Raw genomic sequence first — 15,334 nt, forward strand, 5'->3', positions numbered from 1 at the left:
TCGGAAACGGCCCCTATACTTCCGCCAGCGGTCCCCTATTTGGGGCCCCAAGCTCCAGTTGTGGCAAGCGGTTTCGCGGTTTCGCGATGCCTCTTCCCGGCTGGTGCCCATGGCAGCGAAAGCGGCCATGGGGCCCAACGGCAGGCCTCCCGGTCTGCTGCAGGGGTGGCCCACCACCTCGACCCCGTCCCTCGAGGAACGTCTCGATGACCATCAGCCCACCAGAGCGTGGGGAAAAGGCGAAGGCCATGGTCGACCGGAACCCCGTTCCGGCCACCTTCGAACTGTTCGGCAAGCCCGGCCATTTCGATCGCAGCCTTGCCAAGGGTCCCAAAACCACAACCTGGGTTTGGAACCTCCACGCCAATGCTCACGACTTCGACAGCCACACGAGTGACCTCGAAGAGGTCTCTCGCAAGATCTTTTCGGCTCACTTCGGCCATCTGGCCGTCATCTTCATCTGGCTGAGCGGCGCCTTCTATCACGGAGCGCGCTTCTCCAACTACACCGGTTGGTTGACCGACCCCCTGCACGTCAAGCCTTCGGCGCAGGTGGTTTGGCCGATCTTTGGCCAGGAAATCCTTAATGGCGATATGGGTGCCGGCTTCCACGGCATTCAGATCACCTCCGGTCTCTTCCATGTGTGGAGGGCCTGGGGCATCACCAACGAAACCCAGCTGTTGGCCCTGGCCATCGGCGCTCTGGTGATGGCCGGCTTGATGCTCAATGCGGGCGTCTTCCACTACCACAAGGCAGCCCCCAAGCTCGAGTGGTTCCAGAACGTTGAGTCGATGCTCAACCACCATCTGGCCGGTCTGCTTGGTCTCGGCTCCCTCTCCTGGACAGGGCACCTCCTGCATGTGTCCCTGCCCACCAATGCGCTGATGGAGGCCATCGACGCCGGCAAGCCGCTAGCGCTCAATGGCAAGACCATCGCCACCTACGCAGATATCCCTCTGCCCCACGAGTTCCTGAACCAGGACGTGATCGCCCAGTTGTTCCCCGGTTTCGGGGCGGGCACCTCAGCCTTTTTCACGGGCAACTGGGCGGCCTACAGCGATTTCCTCACCTTTAAGGGTGGTCTGAATCCTGTGACCGGCAGCCTGTGGATGACCGACATCGCCCATCACCACCTGGCGATTGCGGTGCTGTTCATCGTGGCTGGCCACATGTACCGCACCAACTGGGGCATCGGCCACAGCATCAAGGAGATCCTCGAGGGTCAGAAGGGTGATCCCCTGCTGTTCCCGGCTCCCAATGGTCATGACGGACTCTTCGAGTTCATGACCACCAGCTGGCACGCCCAGCTGGCTGTGAACCTGGCCCTGCTGGGGTCGCTGACCATCATCGTGGCTCAGCACATGTATGCGATGCCGCCGTATCCCTACATCGGCATCGACTACCCGACCCAGCTGTCGATCTTCACCCACCACACCTGGATTGGGGGCTTCCTGATCGTGGGTGCTGGCGCCCACGCCGCCATCGCGATGATTCGCGATTACGACCCTGCCAAGCACGTCGATAACGTGCTCGACCGGGTGCTGAAGGCCCGTGACGCCCTGATCAGCCACCTCAACTGGGTGTGCATCTGGCTCGGCTTCCACAGCTTCGGCCTCTACATCCACAACGACACCATGCGTGCCCTGGGTCGTCCCCAGGACATGTTCAGCGACTCCGCCATTGCCCTGAAGCCTGTCTTCGCGCAGTGGATCCAGGGTCTGCACGCCGCTGCTGCCGGCAGCACCGCTCCCAACGCCCTGGCGGGGGTGAGCGAAGTGTTCAACGGCACTGTTGTGGCGGTGGGTGGCAAGGTGGCCGCTGGTCCGATCCCCCTGGGAACGGCCGACTTCATGGTCCACCACATCCACGCCTTCACGATTCACGTGACGGTGCTGATCCTGCTCAAGGGTGTGCTGTATGCGCGTAGCTCCCGCCTCGTCCCCGACAAGGCGAATCTGGGCTTCCGCTTCCCCTGCGACGGCCCCGGCCGTGGCGGCACCTGCCAAGTGTCGGCTTGGGACCACGTGTTCCTCGGCCTGTTCTGGATGTACAACTCCCTGTCGATCGTCATTTTCCACTTCTCCTGGAAAATGCAGAGCGACGTGTGGGGCACCGTCAACGCTGACGGCAGCGTCCAGCACATCACCAATGGCAACTTCGCCCAAAGCGCCATCACCATCAATGGTTGGCTGCGGGACTTCCTCTGGGCCCAGGCCGCACAGGTGATCAACAGCTACGGCTCGAGCTCCAGTGCTTACGGTCTGATGTTCCTGGGAGCCCACTTCATCTGGGCCTTCAGCCTGATGTTCCTGTTCAGTGGCCGCGGCTACTGGCAAGAGCTGATCGAGTCCATCGTCTGGGCTCACAACAAGCTGAGGGTTGCTCCCGCCATCCAGCCGCGGGCGCTCTCCATCACCCAGGGTCGTGCCGTCGGTGTCGCTCACTATCTGTTGGGCGGTATCGCAACAACCTGGGCATTTTTCCTGGCCCGCATCGTCGCGGTCGGCTGACCTTTCCTGACCTTTCCCAATGGCAACGAAATTTCCTTCGTTCAGCCAGGGTCTGGCACAGGACCCGACAACCCGCCGTATTTGGTACGGCATTGCCACGGCTCACGATTTCGAGAGCCACGACGGCATGACCGAGGAGCGGCTTTACCAAAAGCTGTTCTCCACCCACTTCGGTCACCTGGCCATCATTGGCCTCTGGGTTTCGGGCAACCTGTTCCATATCGCCTGGCAGGGCAACTTTGAGCAGTGGGTCGCCGATCCGCTGCATGTCCGTCCCATCGCTCACGCGATCTGGGATCCCCACTTCGGCCAGGGCGCGATTGCCGCCTTCACCCAGGCGGGCGCCTCCTCTCCGGTGAACATTGCGTATTCGGGTCTGTACCACTGGTGGTACACGATCGGGATGAAAACCAACGCCGAGCTTTATCAGGGTTCCATCTTCATGATGATCCTGTCGGCCTGGGCTCTGTTCGCTGGCTGGCTCCACCTGCAGCCCAAGTTCCGGCCTTCCCTGGCCTGGTTCAAGAACGCTGAATCCCGGCTGAACCACCACCTGGCGGTGCTCTTCGGTTTCAGCTCCATCGCCTGGACCGGTCACCTGGTTCACGTGGCCATCCCTGAGGCCCGTGGTCAGCACGTGGGTTGGGACAACTTCCTCTCCGTGCTCCCGCACCCCGCCGGTCTGGCTCCGTTCTTCACCGGCAACTGGGGTGTCTATGCCCAGAATCCCGACACCGCCTACCAGGTGTTCGGTACTTCAGAAGGCGCAGGCACCGCCATCCTCACCTTCCTGGGTGGTTTCCACCCTCAGAGTGAGGCCCTCTGGCTCACCGACATTGCCCATCACCACCTGGCGATTGGCTGTCTGTTTGTGATTGCCGGCCACATGTACCGGACCAACTTCGGTATCGGCCACTCGATCCGCGAGATCCTCGAAGCCCACAACCCGCCCAAGGGCACCCCTGGTGACCTCGGCGCTGGCCACAAGGGTCTCTACGACACCATCAACAACTCGCTCCACTTCCAGCTCGGTCTGGCCCTGGCTTCCCTGGGCGTTGTGACCAGCCTGGTGGCGCAGCACATGTATGCGATGCCGTCCTACGCGTTTATCGCCAAGGACTACACAACGCAGGCTGCGCTTTACACCCACCACCAGTACATCGCCATCTTCCTGATGTGCGGTGCCTTCGCTCACGGTGCGATCTTCTTCATCCGTGATTACGACCCCGAAGCCAACAAGGACAACGTCCTGGCTCGGATGCTCGAGCACAAAGAAGCGATCATCAGCCACCTGAGCTGGGTGTCTCTGTTCCTCGGTTTCCACACCCTCGGCCTCTACGTCCACAACGACGTGGTGGTGGCCTTCGGTACCCCCGAGAAGCAGATCCTGGTGGAGCCTGTGTTCGCACAGTTCGTGCAGGCCGCCTCTGGTAAGGCCATGTACGGCTTCGATGTGCTGCTCTCCAACTCCGCTAGCGCGGCCAGCACTGCCAGTGCGGTGTATCTGCCTGGCTGGATTGATGCCATCAATGGCGGCAACGACCTGTTCCTGCAGATCGGCCCTGGCGACTTCCTGGTTCACCACGCCATCGCCCTAGGTCTGCACACCACCACCCTGATCCTGGTGAAGGGCGCCCTGGATGCCCGGGGTTCCAAGCTGATGCCCGATAAAAAGGACTTCGGCTACTCCTTCCCCTGCGACGGCCCCGGCCGTGGCGGCACCTGCGACATCAGCGCCTGGGATGCCTTCTATCTGAGCGTCTTCTGGGCCCTGAACACCGTGGGCTGGGTCACCTTCTACTGGCACTGGAAGCACCTCGCCATCTGGCAGGGCAACGTGGCTCAGTTCAACGAATCCAGCACCTATCTCATGGGCTGGTTCCGCGACTACCTGTGGCTCAACTCCTCCCAGCTGATCAACGGCTACAACCCGTTTGGCAGCAACAACCTGGCCGTCTGGTCCTGGATGTTCCTGTTCGGTCACCTGGTGTGGGCCACCGGCTTCATGTTCCTGATCTCCTGGCGCGGTTATTGGCAGGAACTGATCGAGACCATCGTTTGGGCGCATCAGCGCACGCCGCTCGCCAACCTGGTGGGCTGGCGCGATAAGCCCGTCGCTCTCTCGATCGTTCAGGCTCGCGTGGTGGGCCTGGCCCACTTCACGATCGGCTACATCCTCACGTATGCCGCCTTCCTGATCGCCTCCACCTCGGGCAAGTTCGGCTGATCCTTCAGCCCTTGCCTTCTCCTTGAGGGACGAACCAACCCCGGCACATGCCGGGGTTTTTTATTGGCTTTCATTGGGTGGCGACACACCGAGATGCACGGCTCAGCGGTTGCCCCTCCATGGTTCATCGGTTGTTGCTTGATCTGTAGTTCTGCTCCACGTAGGCCTGGTCTTCGCAGCGCAGCTCATTGCCGTCGGTCTGGGCGCGTTCTCCCTGCAGGCAGGTCACGGTGGCGCGGTGACCTGCGCTCCAGCCTTGCTTCAGGGCTGCTTGCTCGATCCTTTGCTGCGCCAGCTTGGCTGCTTCAGCCTGTTGATCCGCCTGGGGTTGTCCCGCTGCATTTGGGGCCGGCAGCGTTGGTTGGGCCGGCAACTGGGGAGCGCCTTTCTGGCAGGCCGCGAGCAGGACGCTGCTGCCCACGAGCGCCAGGCTGAACTGCAGCAGCCTCCGCTGTCGATTGCGGCCTGGCATGGAATCGTCTGGCATCGCACCATCGGGCATCGGGGCTGCGCCAATGTTGGCGCCGATCGCTCCCCGTGCACCCACGCATCAAAAAAGCCCCGCCGAAGCGGGGCTGGGGCTTGATGGGATGGCCGGGCTTTGGGGCTCAGGCTCAGCCGACGCTCCAGACGCCGCCGGCGATGTTCACCAGCGGAGCCACGATGGCGGTGCCGGCCAGGAACCAGGCAAAGGCGGCGCCGCCGCAACCGCCGAGCCAGAAGCCGCTGGCAAATTCAGCCCAGCCTGCCTTGGTGAACAGGTCGGCGGGAGGGTTGTCGATGGTGGCGTCAGCGGGCTGGATGTTGGGTCCGTTGCCGGCGGTGCCGTAGATCGACAGGCACACCGTCAGGATCGACACCAAGCCGATGGTGGCCAGCAGGCCAGCGGTGCTGGCGTACTCGGTGAGACGCAGCGGCCCGCAGATCGTGAATGGTCCGTAGAGGAAGAAGCCGTGGGCCATGCCCACTTCCAGTCCCCGGCGGTTGGGGGAGAGCGACGGGCGGTAGGCCGGCAGGGCGTTCAGGAAGGCCCTGCTGAAATAGCTGCTGTTAACGGGGGTGGCCAGATTGCCGACGCAGGGGTCGGCCACGGGGGTCACGGTCATGGTGGCGGGGGGAAAGCGGTGAGGCAGGGCAACGGCTCCGGCTGGAGCTCAGTCGCGGGCTTCGATCACGTTGAACAGCAGGGCCATGGCCACGGCTGGGCCGAGGATTCCCACAAGGGGTACGAACACCGAGGGCATCCAAGCGGCAGCGAATTCTCCAGTCATGGCGCGGGCCAATAGCAACCATCGATACTGTAGGGAGCCCCCCTAAAGGGGCCCCAATGCCCCTGCAGGGGCGACATAAAAGTTCAATCCATGCCCCCGTCTTTGCTGACCGCCGTTGCGGCCATCGTGGCTGCCTCGTTTTGGTTGTTGGCCCGTCGTCGCCCGACCCTGGGGGTGGCCCTCGATTCGCAGGCCGTAGCGGCTTTGAACCGGGCCCAGATTGCTTTGGTGGCTGGTGGCGCCGAGCCCGCCGCGGTGACAGAGGCTGATGAGCTGGCTGCACGATCCCGGCCGCTGCTGCCCGTGACGGCCCGTGAGCGAGCGCACTTCCTGAGGGCTCTTACCCTTCAGTTGGCGGGGCCGGCACCCGAGCGCCTGGCCGCCATCGAAGCGGCGGGCGTTTGGGGGCAGCGGGCCAGCCTGCCCCTGTTGGCCCGTGGCCTACGCGACGTCGATCCCGCCGTGGTGCAGGCAGCGGCCCGCGCGATGGAGCGCTTCCGTGGCCGCAGCTGTGCAGCCGGCCTTCAGCCGCCGCTGCCGTTGCCCCGCAATGTGGCCCGCACCCGGTAGATCGGCCGGCCCTGGCTTTCGTGGTAGGTGCGCATCTGCAGCTCGGCCAGCAGGCCAAAGCAGAACAGCTGCACACCCGTCAGAAAACTGAGCAGGGCCATCAGCAGCAGGGGCCGATCGCCGATGTCGCTGCCCAGCAGGAGCTTTTCGCCGACGAGCCAGAGGCCGATCAGCAGGCCCACCCCCATGGCAGCCAGGCCCCCGAAGCCGAACACGTGCATCGGTCGGGTCAGAAATCGCTTCATGAACCACACCGTCAGCAGGTCCATCAGCACCCGGAAGGTGCGATCCAGCCCGTATTTGCTCTCGCCAAAGCGCCGGGGGTGGTGGTTCACCTTCACTTCGCTGATCCGCGCTCCTTCGATGAAGGCCAGGGCCGGCAGGAAGCGGTGCAGCTCGCCGTAGAGGTTGAGGTCGCTCACCACTTCGCGCCGGTAGGCCTTGAGCGAGCAGCCGTAGTCGTGCAGTCGCACTCCGGTCACCCGGGCGATCAGGCGGTTGGCGATCCGGCTGGGCAGCAGGCGTTGCAGGGCCGCATCCTGGCGTTGGTGGCGCCAGCCACTCACCAGGTCGTAGCCCCGGTTGAGCTCGCTGAGCAGCAAGGGGATGTCGGCGGGGTCGTTTTGGAGGTCGCCATCGAGGGTGACGAGCACTGCTCCGCGACTGGCATCAAATCCAGCGGCGATGGCGGCGGTTTGGCCGTAGTTGCGGCGCAACAGCACCGCCACCAGCTCGGGCGCCGTGGCGGTCAGCCGGCTCAGCACGCCGGCGGTGTCGTCGCGTGAGCCGTCGTCCACCAGCACCAACTCAAAGGCCAGGCCTAGGGGCCGCACCGCGGCCAGCAGTTGCTCGACCAGTTGGGGCAGGCTCTCCTCCTCGTTGTAGAGGGGCACCACCACGGAGAGATCCAGACGTTCCGGAATGGGTTGATCCGGCGCCAACTGGTTCATCGTTCTCCTGTTCTTGCGGCGAACCTAGGCGGGCAGGGGGCTGCCGTCATGGCTGTGCATAACCCGGCCGGCGCCTCGCAGTTCTTGCCGGTAATGACGCGCCACCGGGTGGGGGTTGTGGGGCGCGAGGTCGTCGAGCCCGATGCCATTGCGGCCATGGGCAATGCCGGAGCTGTGCAGGTAGCGCCCCCCGCCCAGGTGCAGGCCCACATGGGTGCAGCGTTGGGGCGTGCCGAAGAACATCAGGTCGCCGGGGGCCAGCAGCTGGGTTTGGCCGGGTTGCACCGCCACCGGCTGGCAGAAGCGCTCCTGCAGGTAGGCATCCCGCGGGATCCAGATGCCGGCGCTGGCAAAGGCCCGCTGCACCAGGCCGGAGCAGTCGTAATCGGGGCCCAGGCTGCCGCCCCACAGGTAGGTGTTCGGTTGCTGCCGAGCGGCCTCCGCAAACCCCAGCACCAACGACAGCCGCTGGGCAATGGCGCTGCGCGCGAGCCGTTCGGGCTGCGGGCGGCCGCTGGCCACCGCAGCCCCCAGAAGGGCCGTGGGCTCCAGCCAGCCCGGGTAGCCATCTTCGAGCAAGCGCACCCGCAGGCGCCGATCCCCCCCGGGCTGTGGGCTGGTGAGGATTTGCAGGTGGCGGCCCGCCCAGGCCTGGGTGGCGAGCCCTGTGCCCTGGGGCTGGCTGTGCAGATCCACGGGGGCAGTGAGGCGCCAGATCGTGCCGGCAAGGAGCCATTCAGGCGCCGTCGGGGCGCCTAGGGCCAAGAGGATTGGATGGATGCTGCCTAATCTCGCCACACTTGTATCTCGCCACAACGTGGCCGGTGGTGATGGCGTTCTACAGCCCCGATCCGGCCATGGGCCAGATCCTGGCCGACCTGGTTCGGGCCCTGGAGCTGGAGGGGAGGCCGGGGTTGGCCCAGCACCTTTCGATCACCTGGGTGCGTTACGACCAATCGCTAATCGCGCGCGCTGCCGATCTGGCCCCTGAGCGGTTCTGGGGTCTGCCGGTGCAGGGCGCCAGCTGGGCGGGTGATCGTCCGCGCTATCCCGCCAGTGTGGTGAAGCTGGTGTATCTGGCGGCGGCGGAAGCCTGGCGCCAGAGCGATCTGCTGATCGACACGCCTGAGCTGCGGCGCGCCCTGGCCGACATGATCCGCGATTCCAGCAATGACGCGACCGGCCTGGTGCTGGATCTGCTCACCGGCACCACCAGTGGGCCGGCGCTGCCGCCCGGTCGCATGGCCGCGTGGGTGGAGCAGCGCCAGTTGGTGAATCGCTGGCTGGCAGAGCTCGACTGGCCCGAGCTCCAGGGCTGCAATGCCTGCCAGAAAACCTGGGGAGACGGCCCCTACGGCCGCGAGCGGGAGTTTTATGGCGAACAGCTGGACAACCGCAATCGCCTCAGCACCGATGCGGTGGCCCGACTGCTGCAGGCGGTGATCGCTTCGGCGCTGGTGTCCCCTCCCGCCTGTGCGCGCATGCGGGCTCTCCTGGCCCGCAGCCTGGATCCGGCGCAACGGGCCGCGGATCCGGAAAACCAGGTGGATGGCTTCATTGGTGAAGGGCTGCCGCCACAGGCTCAGCTCTGGAGCAAAGCCGGCTGGATGAGCCAGGCGCGGCACGATGCAGCCTATGTAGAACCGCCAGCGCCACATGACGGGGGCCGGGCGGCCCCATTTCTGTTGGTGATTTTCTCGGAGGGCCAGGCCTGCGCACGGGACTCCCGCCTCTTGCCCGAAATTGCCGCTCATTTGGCCGCGGCTAGCGCCATTTGAGCGGCTCACCTGGGGGAGGTCGAGGGGGCTTTTGGTCCTGCTGAGATCGCGCTCTTGATTCCGTTGGGTTGATCGGTCGCGTCCTAGGCCTTCGAGGGAAGGATGGCTTTGAGTTCAGTGGCAATCTGCTCACATCTCGTCCCCCGCTTGAGCATGGGTTCGGAGCTTCTGACCTCAATCTGGAACTCGTCTTTTGATCCGTTGGTGGCGGAGATGATGACAGTCACACGAGCATTGGCAGGCGTCCTAGCTCCTGCCTGTTCCCTGGCGTAAATCGAAACGCTGCTGGAGAATTCCGGGTCTATCTCCAGGCCCAATTGTTCAACGGCGCCGACGAAGTCTCTCAGCAGATCCTGGCGCTTGGATGCCGCTATCCACTGGAACAGCGCCACGACCACTTTAGAATTAGGCAAATAGTAGCGCTTTGTCGTGGACGGGTATGTTTTTCTCAACCCACTGCGGGCCTTGGTGCGCTGATTGAATAGCTTTGCGCAGTGGCCTTGCTTGCCGTTAGGAAGGCAATTGAGTTTCTGGAGGCGTGCCTGATTCAGCTGGTCATCGCAAGCCGCCAGCATCTGCTGGTGTTCTGCCGCGTCTAAACAGTGCTGCTTGGCTGGCCTGCTTGGCGAGGCGCATCCCTTGGGAAGAGGAGGCTGGCCGGTTTTTGGTCGGTTGTGGGAGGGGACGCGCCCTCCTCAAACCAGTTTTCAACGGAGAGGGAGGGATTCGAACCCTCGACAGAAGTTGCCTCCTGTAACTCCTTAGCAGGGAGCCGCTTTCAACCACTCAGCCACCTCTCCAGCGGCTCGGAAAGCTTATCAGTGAGCCCCGTCGTTCGGGCCCTCCCAGGCGGCCTGGGCCGCGGTGAGTCGGGGCAGACGGTGCTTGAAGCCGCACAGGATCTCCCAGGGGATGGTCTGGCAGCGGTCGCTCCAGTCGCTGGGCGTGATCTGGTCGTCGCCGTCCTGTCCCAGCAGGGTCACCACCGAGCCCACCTCCAGCGCCGGGCAGTCGGTGGCATCCAGCACCAGTTGGTCCATGGTGATGGCCCCCACCTGGGGCAGGCGTTGGCCAGCAAACAGCACCTCGAGTTGGTTCGACAGCTGCCGGGGTACGCCATCGGCATAGCCGATGCCCACCACCGCCAGGCGACTGGGCCGGCTGGTGCGGAAGCGGTGGCCGTAGCTCACCCCCACCCCGGATCCAACCTCCCGCACCAGGCTCACCCGGGCGTGCAGGGTCATGGCGGGCTCCAGCGGGGTGACGCCGGCGAGGTGGGGTGCAGGGCTGTGGCCGTAGAGGGAGAGGCCGACGCGCACGAGGTCGTAGTGGAGTCCCGCACTGCGGAGGGTGCCGGCCGAGTTGGCCAGGTGGCGGCTGCCGCTCTCCAGGCCCTGGTTGCGCAGGGCCTGGAGCACCGTGTCAAAACGCTGCTGCTGCTGGGCCGTGAGGCCATCGTCCTCGCCCGGTGCTGCATCGGCGCTGGCGAGATGGGAGTAAACGCCTGCCAGCTGCACCGCCTCCAGCTCGGCGATCGCCGCCGCCAGCCTGGGCCCCTCCTGCCAATCGACCCCCAGGCGCGCCATGCCGGTGTCGAGCTTCAACTGCAGGGCCATGGCTTGGCCTTGACCGCTGGCCAGGTTTTGGCAGAGCAGGGCTTCGCGCATGCCGCTGATGGTGGGCATCAGCTGCCAATGCAGACAGCTGCGCAGCTCCTCCGCCTGGGTGAGGCTGCCCATCACCAGGATCGGGGCCTCGATCCCGGCCCGGCGCAGTTCGATGCCTTCGGCCAGGGTGGCCACGCCGCATTGGCTGGCTCCGCCGGCCAGGGCGGCCCGGGCCACTGGGATGGATCCGTGGCCATAGCCATCGGCCTTCACCACCGCCATCAGGCTGGTGTTGGCGCCGATGCAGCGTTTGAGGCTACGGGCGTTGGCGCTGATCGCTTTGGTGTCCACCTCCACCCAGGCCCGCTGACGGGCCAGCCCGGCCTCAGGGGCCGCGGTGCTCCAGCTGGCCCTGGTGGCCTGGGTCACGGATGAAACGGAAGATTGCGCCTAGCATGCCGCCCAACACGGGTGCTGGCATGGGCCACGTTCTCGTTCTGAATGCGTCCTACGAACCTCTCAACATCACCACCTGGCGTCGCGCCCTGGTGATGGTGCTCAAGGGCAAGGCGGAGGGGCTCGAGCATGATCGCTCTCGCTGGATTCGCGACGATACCTGGTTGCCCACGGTGATCCGGCTGCGTCAGTACGTGCGGGTGCCGTACAAGCAACTGCCGCTCACCCGCCGCAACCTCTTCCACCGCGATGGCCACCGCTGCCAATACTGCGGCATCAGCGCCGAGCAGCTCTCGGTGGATCACGTGGTGCCCCGCAGCCGCGGTGGTCTCGACACCTGGGAGAACGTCACCACGGCCTGTCTGCCCTGCAACGTCCGCAAGGGCAACCGCACCCCCCGGGAAGCCGGCATGCCCCTGATCCGGCAGCCCCATCGCCCCCTGAGCAGCCTCACGTTTGAAGCGAGTCGTCAGATTTCGGCGGGCCGCCATGGGGAGTGGGCCAAGTATGTGATCGGCGCCTGAGCTCGCTCAGCGGGCCATCTGTTCGGCCAACTCCTCGAGCTGGCGGCTCTGATCGGCTGCGATGCAGGCCCCGATCAGGTCTTGTAGCTGGCCGTTGAGCACGGGTTCGAGCGAGAAGTTGCGGCCCAGGCGGTGGTCGGTGGTGCGGTTGTCTTTGACGTTGTAGGTGCGGATCTTCTCGCTGCGGTCGCCGCTGCCCACCTGGGCCAAGCGGGCCGATCGCTCCTGGGCATGGGCCTCGGCCAGCTGGCGCTCGTAGAGCTTGGCCCGCAGGATCTCCAGAGCCCGTTCGCGGTTCTGCAGCTGGGAGCGCTCCTGGGTGCAGAACACCCGGATGCCGGTGGGTTTGTGCAGGAGATCCACGGCCGTTTCCACCTTGTTGACGTTCTGGCCACCGGCCCCCCCGGAGCGGGCGGTGCTGATCACGATCTCGGTGGGATCGATCTGCACCTCCACTGGATCGGCTTCGGGCATCACGGCCACGGTGGCGGTGGAGGTGTGCACCCGTCCCTGGGATTCCGTTGCAGGCACCCGTTGCACGCGGTGCACGCCGGCCTCAAATTTGAGCTGGCTGAACACGCCCTCGCCTTTGATGGCCAGGATCAGTTCCTTGTAGCCGCCGAGCTCGGCCTCCGAGGCACTCACTGGCTCCACGCGCCAGCCCACGCTTTGGGCGTAGCGCTCGTACATGCGGGCCAGATCGCCCGCCCAGATGGCCGCTTCATCGCCGCCGGCCCCGGCCCGGATTTCCAGCATCACGCTGCGCTCGTCGCGGGGATCGCGGGGCAACAGGGCGAGGGTGAGCTTGTCGCGGAGGCCGGCGATGGCTTCGCCAAGGCTGGCGAGCTCTTCAGTGGCGAGCTCTTCCATGGCGGCATCGCCGCGGTGCTGCTTCAGCAGGGCGCGGGCTTCGCGCTCTTCCAACTCCAGCTTCTGGAGCTGCTGGTGATCCTGCACCAGGGGTTCCAGTCGCGCGCGCTCGCGGGCGATGGCCTGGAGCTGGCTGGGGTTGGCCGCTACGGCGGGATCAGCCAGCTGCCGCTCGAGCGTCTCGAAGGTGCGGCGGGCCGTGTCTAGGCGCTCATGCAGCAGGGAGAGATCCATCGGCGGTGCGGAATGGGTCCGGCAGGGCTCCAGACAACAGAAAGCCGGATGCCCGAAAGCACCCGGCCGGGGGATTGGGATTCAAGCGAACGCAGGCCTGACTTGGGTTCAGGCTTCGGCGCCAACCGCAGTGGCCTCGGCAGCAGGAGCGTCGGCTGGGGCTGCGCTCTTGGCTTCTTTTTTGGCACCGGAGCTTGAGCCTGCTGAATCGGCACCGCCCATTCCGTACTTGCGCATGAAGCGATCCACCCGCCCCTCGGTGTCGAGGATTTTCTGGGTGCCGGTATAGAAGGGGTGGTTTCCGCTCCACACGTCGACGTGGATCTCAGGCGAAGTGGAGCCGGTGGTCATCACCACCTCTCCGTTGCAGATCACCTTGGCATCGGGATACCAGGTGGGATGGATGTCGGCCTTGGGCATGACGAAAAGGGGCTGATGGCGTGAACAGGAAATCAGCGCTTGGAGAACTGAGGCGCCTTACGGGCTTTCTTCAGGCCGTACTTACGACGCTCCTTGGCGCGGGGGTCACGGCTGAGGTGGCCTTCCGTCTTGAGCGGCTTGCGATTGTCGGGCGAGAGGTCGCACAGAGCGCGGGCTGCACCCTGCTTGATCGCATCGGCCTGGCCGGTCAGGCCACCACCACGCACGTTCACCAGCAGGTCGTACTCCGCGGCCAGACCGAGGGTCTGCAGGGGAGCTTTGACGGCTGCCAGATAGACGGGGTTGTAGTTGAGGTAGTTGTCGCCAGGGCGACCATTGATGGTGACGGTGCCGTTGCCGGGCACCACACGCACGCGGGCGACGGCGGTCTTGCGACGGCCCGTACCCCAGTAGACGACTTTGTTGGTGCTCATTGGGCGGCAGTGGCGGGATCGAGGGCGAGAACCTGGGGTTGCTGGGCAGCGTGGGGATGCTCGGTGCCCTTGTACACCTTCAGCTTGCGGAACAGCTGACGGCCCAGAGCGTTGTGGGGAAGCATGCCCTTGATGGCCTTCTCCACGATCCGCTCGGGAATGCGGGCCTGAAGGTGGGCGAAGGTCTCGGTTTTCATGCCGCCCGGACGACCGGAGTGGCGGCGGTAGATCTTCTGGGTCGGCTTGTTGCCGCTCACCTTCACCTTGTCGGCGTTGATGACGATTACAAAGTCGCCGGTGTCGAGGTGGGGGGTGTAGCAGGGCTTGTTTTTGCCGCGCAGCACCTGGGCCACTTCGCTGGCCAGGCGACCGAGGGTCTGATTCTCAGCGTCCACCAGATACCACTGGCGGTCGAGGGAATCAATGGAGGGCAGGGGGGTCTTGTTCATGTCGCCTGATCAGGCACCGGCAGGCCGGAAGTTGGGGCAGGACAGCTGGTCGTAAAACACAACCCAGCGCCCGGATTCAGTGACCTTACCGCCTGGCCTGCGCTCCCCCGGACGGCGGCGGCGCTGGATGGGCGGACTGGACGGCTGAAGCAGGCTGGAGATCCGGTGAATCGGAGGTCTCGAGCTGATACCGAGGTTGGCAATCATACCAGGCGGCTTTGGGGAAGATGGCTTCCGGATAGCCCACCCGCAGTAGGCATAGGCCCTGGGGCGGGGCGGCTTCCTTCACGTCGGAGCGCCGGCACTCGCGCCAGCGGTCTTCAAAAGCCTCCGGACTTAGCCGTCCCTCGCCGACCGCCACCAGCTGCCCCAGCACGAGGCGCACCATGCCGTAGAGGAAGCCGCTGGCCTGCAGCTCCACGGTGATGAGGTCGCCCTGGCGCTCCAGTCGAACCTCCTGGAGGGTGGTTCGGCCGTGGACGCGGCGGCTGCCGGCTCGTTGGAAGGCCGAGAAATCGTGTTCACCCAGCATGGCCTCAAGGGCTTGGGCCATGGACTGGTCATCCAGCCGCCGCTGGTAGCGATGCCAGCTCCAGGGAGCCAGAAACAGATTGGGAGTGCGGGCGTTGTGGATCGTGTAGCGGTAGCGCCGGTAGCTGGCGCTGAAGCAGGCGTGCCAGGAGGGAGGCACGGTGCTGGCGGCGCGGATCCGGATCGATTTGGGAAGCCGTCCGTTCAGCGCCTTGGCCCAGCGCTCCGGTGGAATCGGTCCGGCGGCGTCGAAGTGCGCCACCTGGCCGGCCGCGTGCACGCCGGTGTCGGTGCGGCCCGCCGCCATGGTGCGACCAGGCCCCAGCGGATCCAGTGCGGCGATCGCCGCCTCAAGGGTTTCCTGCACGCTGGGGGCGTTGCGCTGCCGCTGCCAGCCGCAGAATGCCGCGCCGTCGTATTGCAGGCAGAGGGCGATGCGGCGAAGGGACGGGCTGGAGGGGGGCAAGGGCGCCATGGGGCCATTAAAAAGCCGCGGAGGGAAG

17 protein-coding genes and 1 tRNA gene are annotated in these 15,334 nt (G+C 65.2%); 5 read left to right on the forward strand and 13 right to left on the reverse strand.

The window, feature by feature from the left end:
• Positions 1–206: 206 nt before the first annotated feature.
• Positions 207–2,510, forward strand: coding sequence for a photosystem I core protein PsaA (gene psaA, locus KBY57_RS08490; RefSeq protein WP_254995431.1), 2,304 nt, complete (start codon positions 207–209; stop codon positions 2,508–2,510).
• A gap of 19 nt (positions 2,511–2,529) precedes the next feature.
• On the forward strand, positions 2,530–4,737 hold the full coding sequence (psaB, locus tag KBY57_RS08495) for a photosystem I core protein PsaB (RefSeq protein WP_254995432.1): 2,208 nt from the start codon (positions 2,530–2,532) through the stop codon (positions 4,735–4,737).
• 124 nt (positions 4,738–4,861) lie between these two features.
• Here the strand turns inward: psaB and KBY57_RS08500 are convergent, their stop codons facing one another.
• The 3 genes from KBY57_RS08500 to KBY57_RS08510 all read right to left on the reverse strand — a co-directional run bounded on the left by KBY57_RS08500 (position 4,862) and on the right by KBY57_RS08510 (position 6,008).
• Complete coding sequence (locus tag KBY57_RS08500; protein WP_254995433.1) at positions 4,862–5,224, reverse strand: hypothetical protein; 363 nt, start codon at positions 5,222–5,224, stop codon at positions 4,862–4,864.
• 127 nt (positions 5,225–5,351) lie between these two features.
• Positions 5,352–5,843, reverse strand: a complete 492-nt coding sequence (locus tag KBY57_RS08505) for a photosystem I reaction center subunit XI (RefSeq protein ID WP_254995434.1) — start codon at positions 5,841–5,843, stop codon at positions 5,352–5,354.
• Between the two features lie 48 nt (positions 5,844–5,891).
• Positions 5,892–6,008 (reverse strand): photosystem I reaction center subunit VIII, encoded by a 117-nt coding sequence (locus tag KBY57_RS08510; protein WP_006910603.1) that lies wholly within the window; start codon positions 6,006–6,008, stop codon positions 5,892–5,894.
• A gap of 90 nt (positions 6,009–6,098) precedes the next feature.
• Between KBY57_RS08510 and KBY57_RS08515 the strand changes: the two genes are divergently transcribed.
• The gene (locus KBY57_RS08515) at positions 6,099–6,578 is read left to right on the forward strand and encodes a HEAT repeat domain-containing protein (protein WP_254995435.1); all 480 of its coding nucleotides are present in this window, start codon (positions 6,099–6,101) and stop codon (positions 6,576–6,578) included.
• Here the strand turns inward: KBY57_RS08515 and KBY57_RS08520 are convergent.
• Together KBY57_RS08520 and KBY57_RS08525 are read right to left on the reverse strand one after the other, a co-directional pair.
• A complete protein-coding gene (locus KBY57_RS08520) occupies positions 6,533–7,528 on the reverse strand; it encodes a glycosyltransferase family 2 protein (protein ID WP_254995436.1) in 996 nt (331 codons plus the stop codon). The two genes, KBY57_RS08515 and KBY57_RS08520, sit on opposite strands and share 46 nt — an antisense overlap.
• Before the next feature lie 24 nt (positions 7,529–7,552).
• Positions 7,553–8,293, reverse strand: a complete 741-nt coding sequence (locus KBY57_RS08525) for a C40 family peptidase (protein ID WP_254995437.1) — start codon at positions 8,291–8,293, stop codon at positions 7,553–7,555.
• A gap of 65 nt (positions 8,294–8,358) precedes the next feature.
• Between KBY57_RS08525 and KBY57_RS08530 the strand changes: the two genes are divergently transcribed.
• Positions 8,359–9,306, forward strand: coding sequence for a serine hydrolase (locus KBY57_RS08530; RefSeq protein WP_254995530.1), 948 nt, complete (start codon positions 8,359–8,361; stop codon positions 9,304–9,306).
• A gap of 83 nt (positions 9,307–9,389) precedes the next feature.
• On the opposite strand, the gene KBY57_RS08535 is transcribed toward KBY57_RS08530, so the two are convergent.
• The 3 genes from KBY57_RS08535 to alr form a co-directional block, all read right to left on the reverse strand.
• Positions 9,390–9,881, reverse strand: coding sequence for a hypothetical protein (locus tag KBY57_RS08535; protein WP_254995438.1), 492 nt, complete (start codon positions 9,879–9,881; stop codon positions 9,390–9,392).
• A gap of 136 nt (positions 9,882–10,017) precedes the next feature.
• Positions 10,018–10,106, reverse strand: a tRNA-Ser gene (locus KBY57_RS08540).
• Positions 10,107–10,124: 18 nt separating this feature from the next.
• Positions 10,125–11,342 carry an alanine racemase gene (alr, locus tag KBY57_RS08545; protein WP_254995439.1) on the reverse strand — a complete coding sequence of 406 codons (1,218 nt, stop codon included), beginning with the start codon at positions 11,340–11,342 and terminating at the stop codon, positions 10,125–10,127.
• A gap of 50 nt (positions 11,343–11,392) precedes the next feature.
• Between alr and KBY57_RS08550 the strand changes: the two genes are divergently transcribed.
• Positions 11,393–11,893 carry an HNH endonuclease gene (locus KBY57_RS08550; RefSeq protein WP_254995440.1) on the forward strand — a complete coding sequence of 167 codons (501 nt, stop codon included), beginning with the start codon at positions 11,393–11,395 and terminating at the stop codon, positions 11,891–11,893.
• 6 nt (positions 11,894–11,899) lie between these two features.
• Here the strand turns inward: KBY57_RS08550 and prfA are convergent, their stop codons facing one another.
• The 5 genes from prfA to truA form a co-directional block, all read right to left on the reverse strand.
• Positions 11,900–12,997 (reverse strand): peptide chain release factor 1, encoded by a 1,098-nt coding sequence (gene prfA, locus KBY57_RS08555; RefSeq protein ID WP_254995441.1) that lies wholly within the window; start codon positions 12,995–12,997, stop codon positions 11,900–11,902.
• Between the two features lie 108 nt (positions 12,998–13,105).
• Entirely contained in the window at positions 13,106–13,417 is a 312-nt protein-coding gene (gene rpmE / locus KBY57_RS08560; protein WP_254995442.1) for a 50S ribosomal protein L31, read from the reverse strand.
• A 32-nt stretch (positions 13,418–13,449) separates the two neighbouring features.
• The gene (gene rpsI / locus KBY57_RS08565) at positions 13,450–13,851 is read right to left on the reverse strand and encodes a 30S ribosomal protein S9 (protein WP_094560068.1); all 402 of its coding nucleotides are present in this window, start codon (positions 13,849–13,851) and stop codon (positions 13,450–13,452) included.
• Positions 13,848–14,300 (reverse strand): 50S ribosomal protein L13, encoded by a 453-nt coding sequence (gene rplM / locus KBY57_RS08570; RefSeq protein ID WP_094560067.1) that lies wholly within the window; start codon positions 14,298–14,300, stop codon positions 13,848–13,850. The genes rpsI and rplM overlap by 4 nt, the downstream gene beginning before the upstream one ends.
• An 85-nt stretch (positions 14,301–14,385) precedes the next feature.
• Complete coding sequence (truA, locus tag KBY57_RS08575) at positions 14,386–15,306, reverse strand: tRNA pseudouridine(38-40) synthase TruA (protein ID WP_254995443.1); 921 nt, start codon at positions 15,304–15,306, stop codon at positions 14,386–14,388.
• Positions 15,307–15,334 lie beyond the last annotated feature (28 nt).

Source organism: Cyanobium sp. Aljojuca 7D2, from assembly GCF_024346415.1.
Lineage (GTDB): Bacteria > Cyanobacteriota > Cyanobacteriia > PCC-6307 > Cyanobiaceae > Cyanobium_A.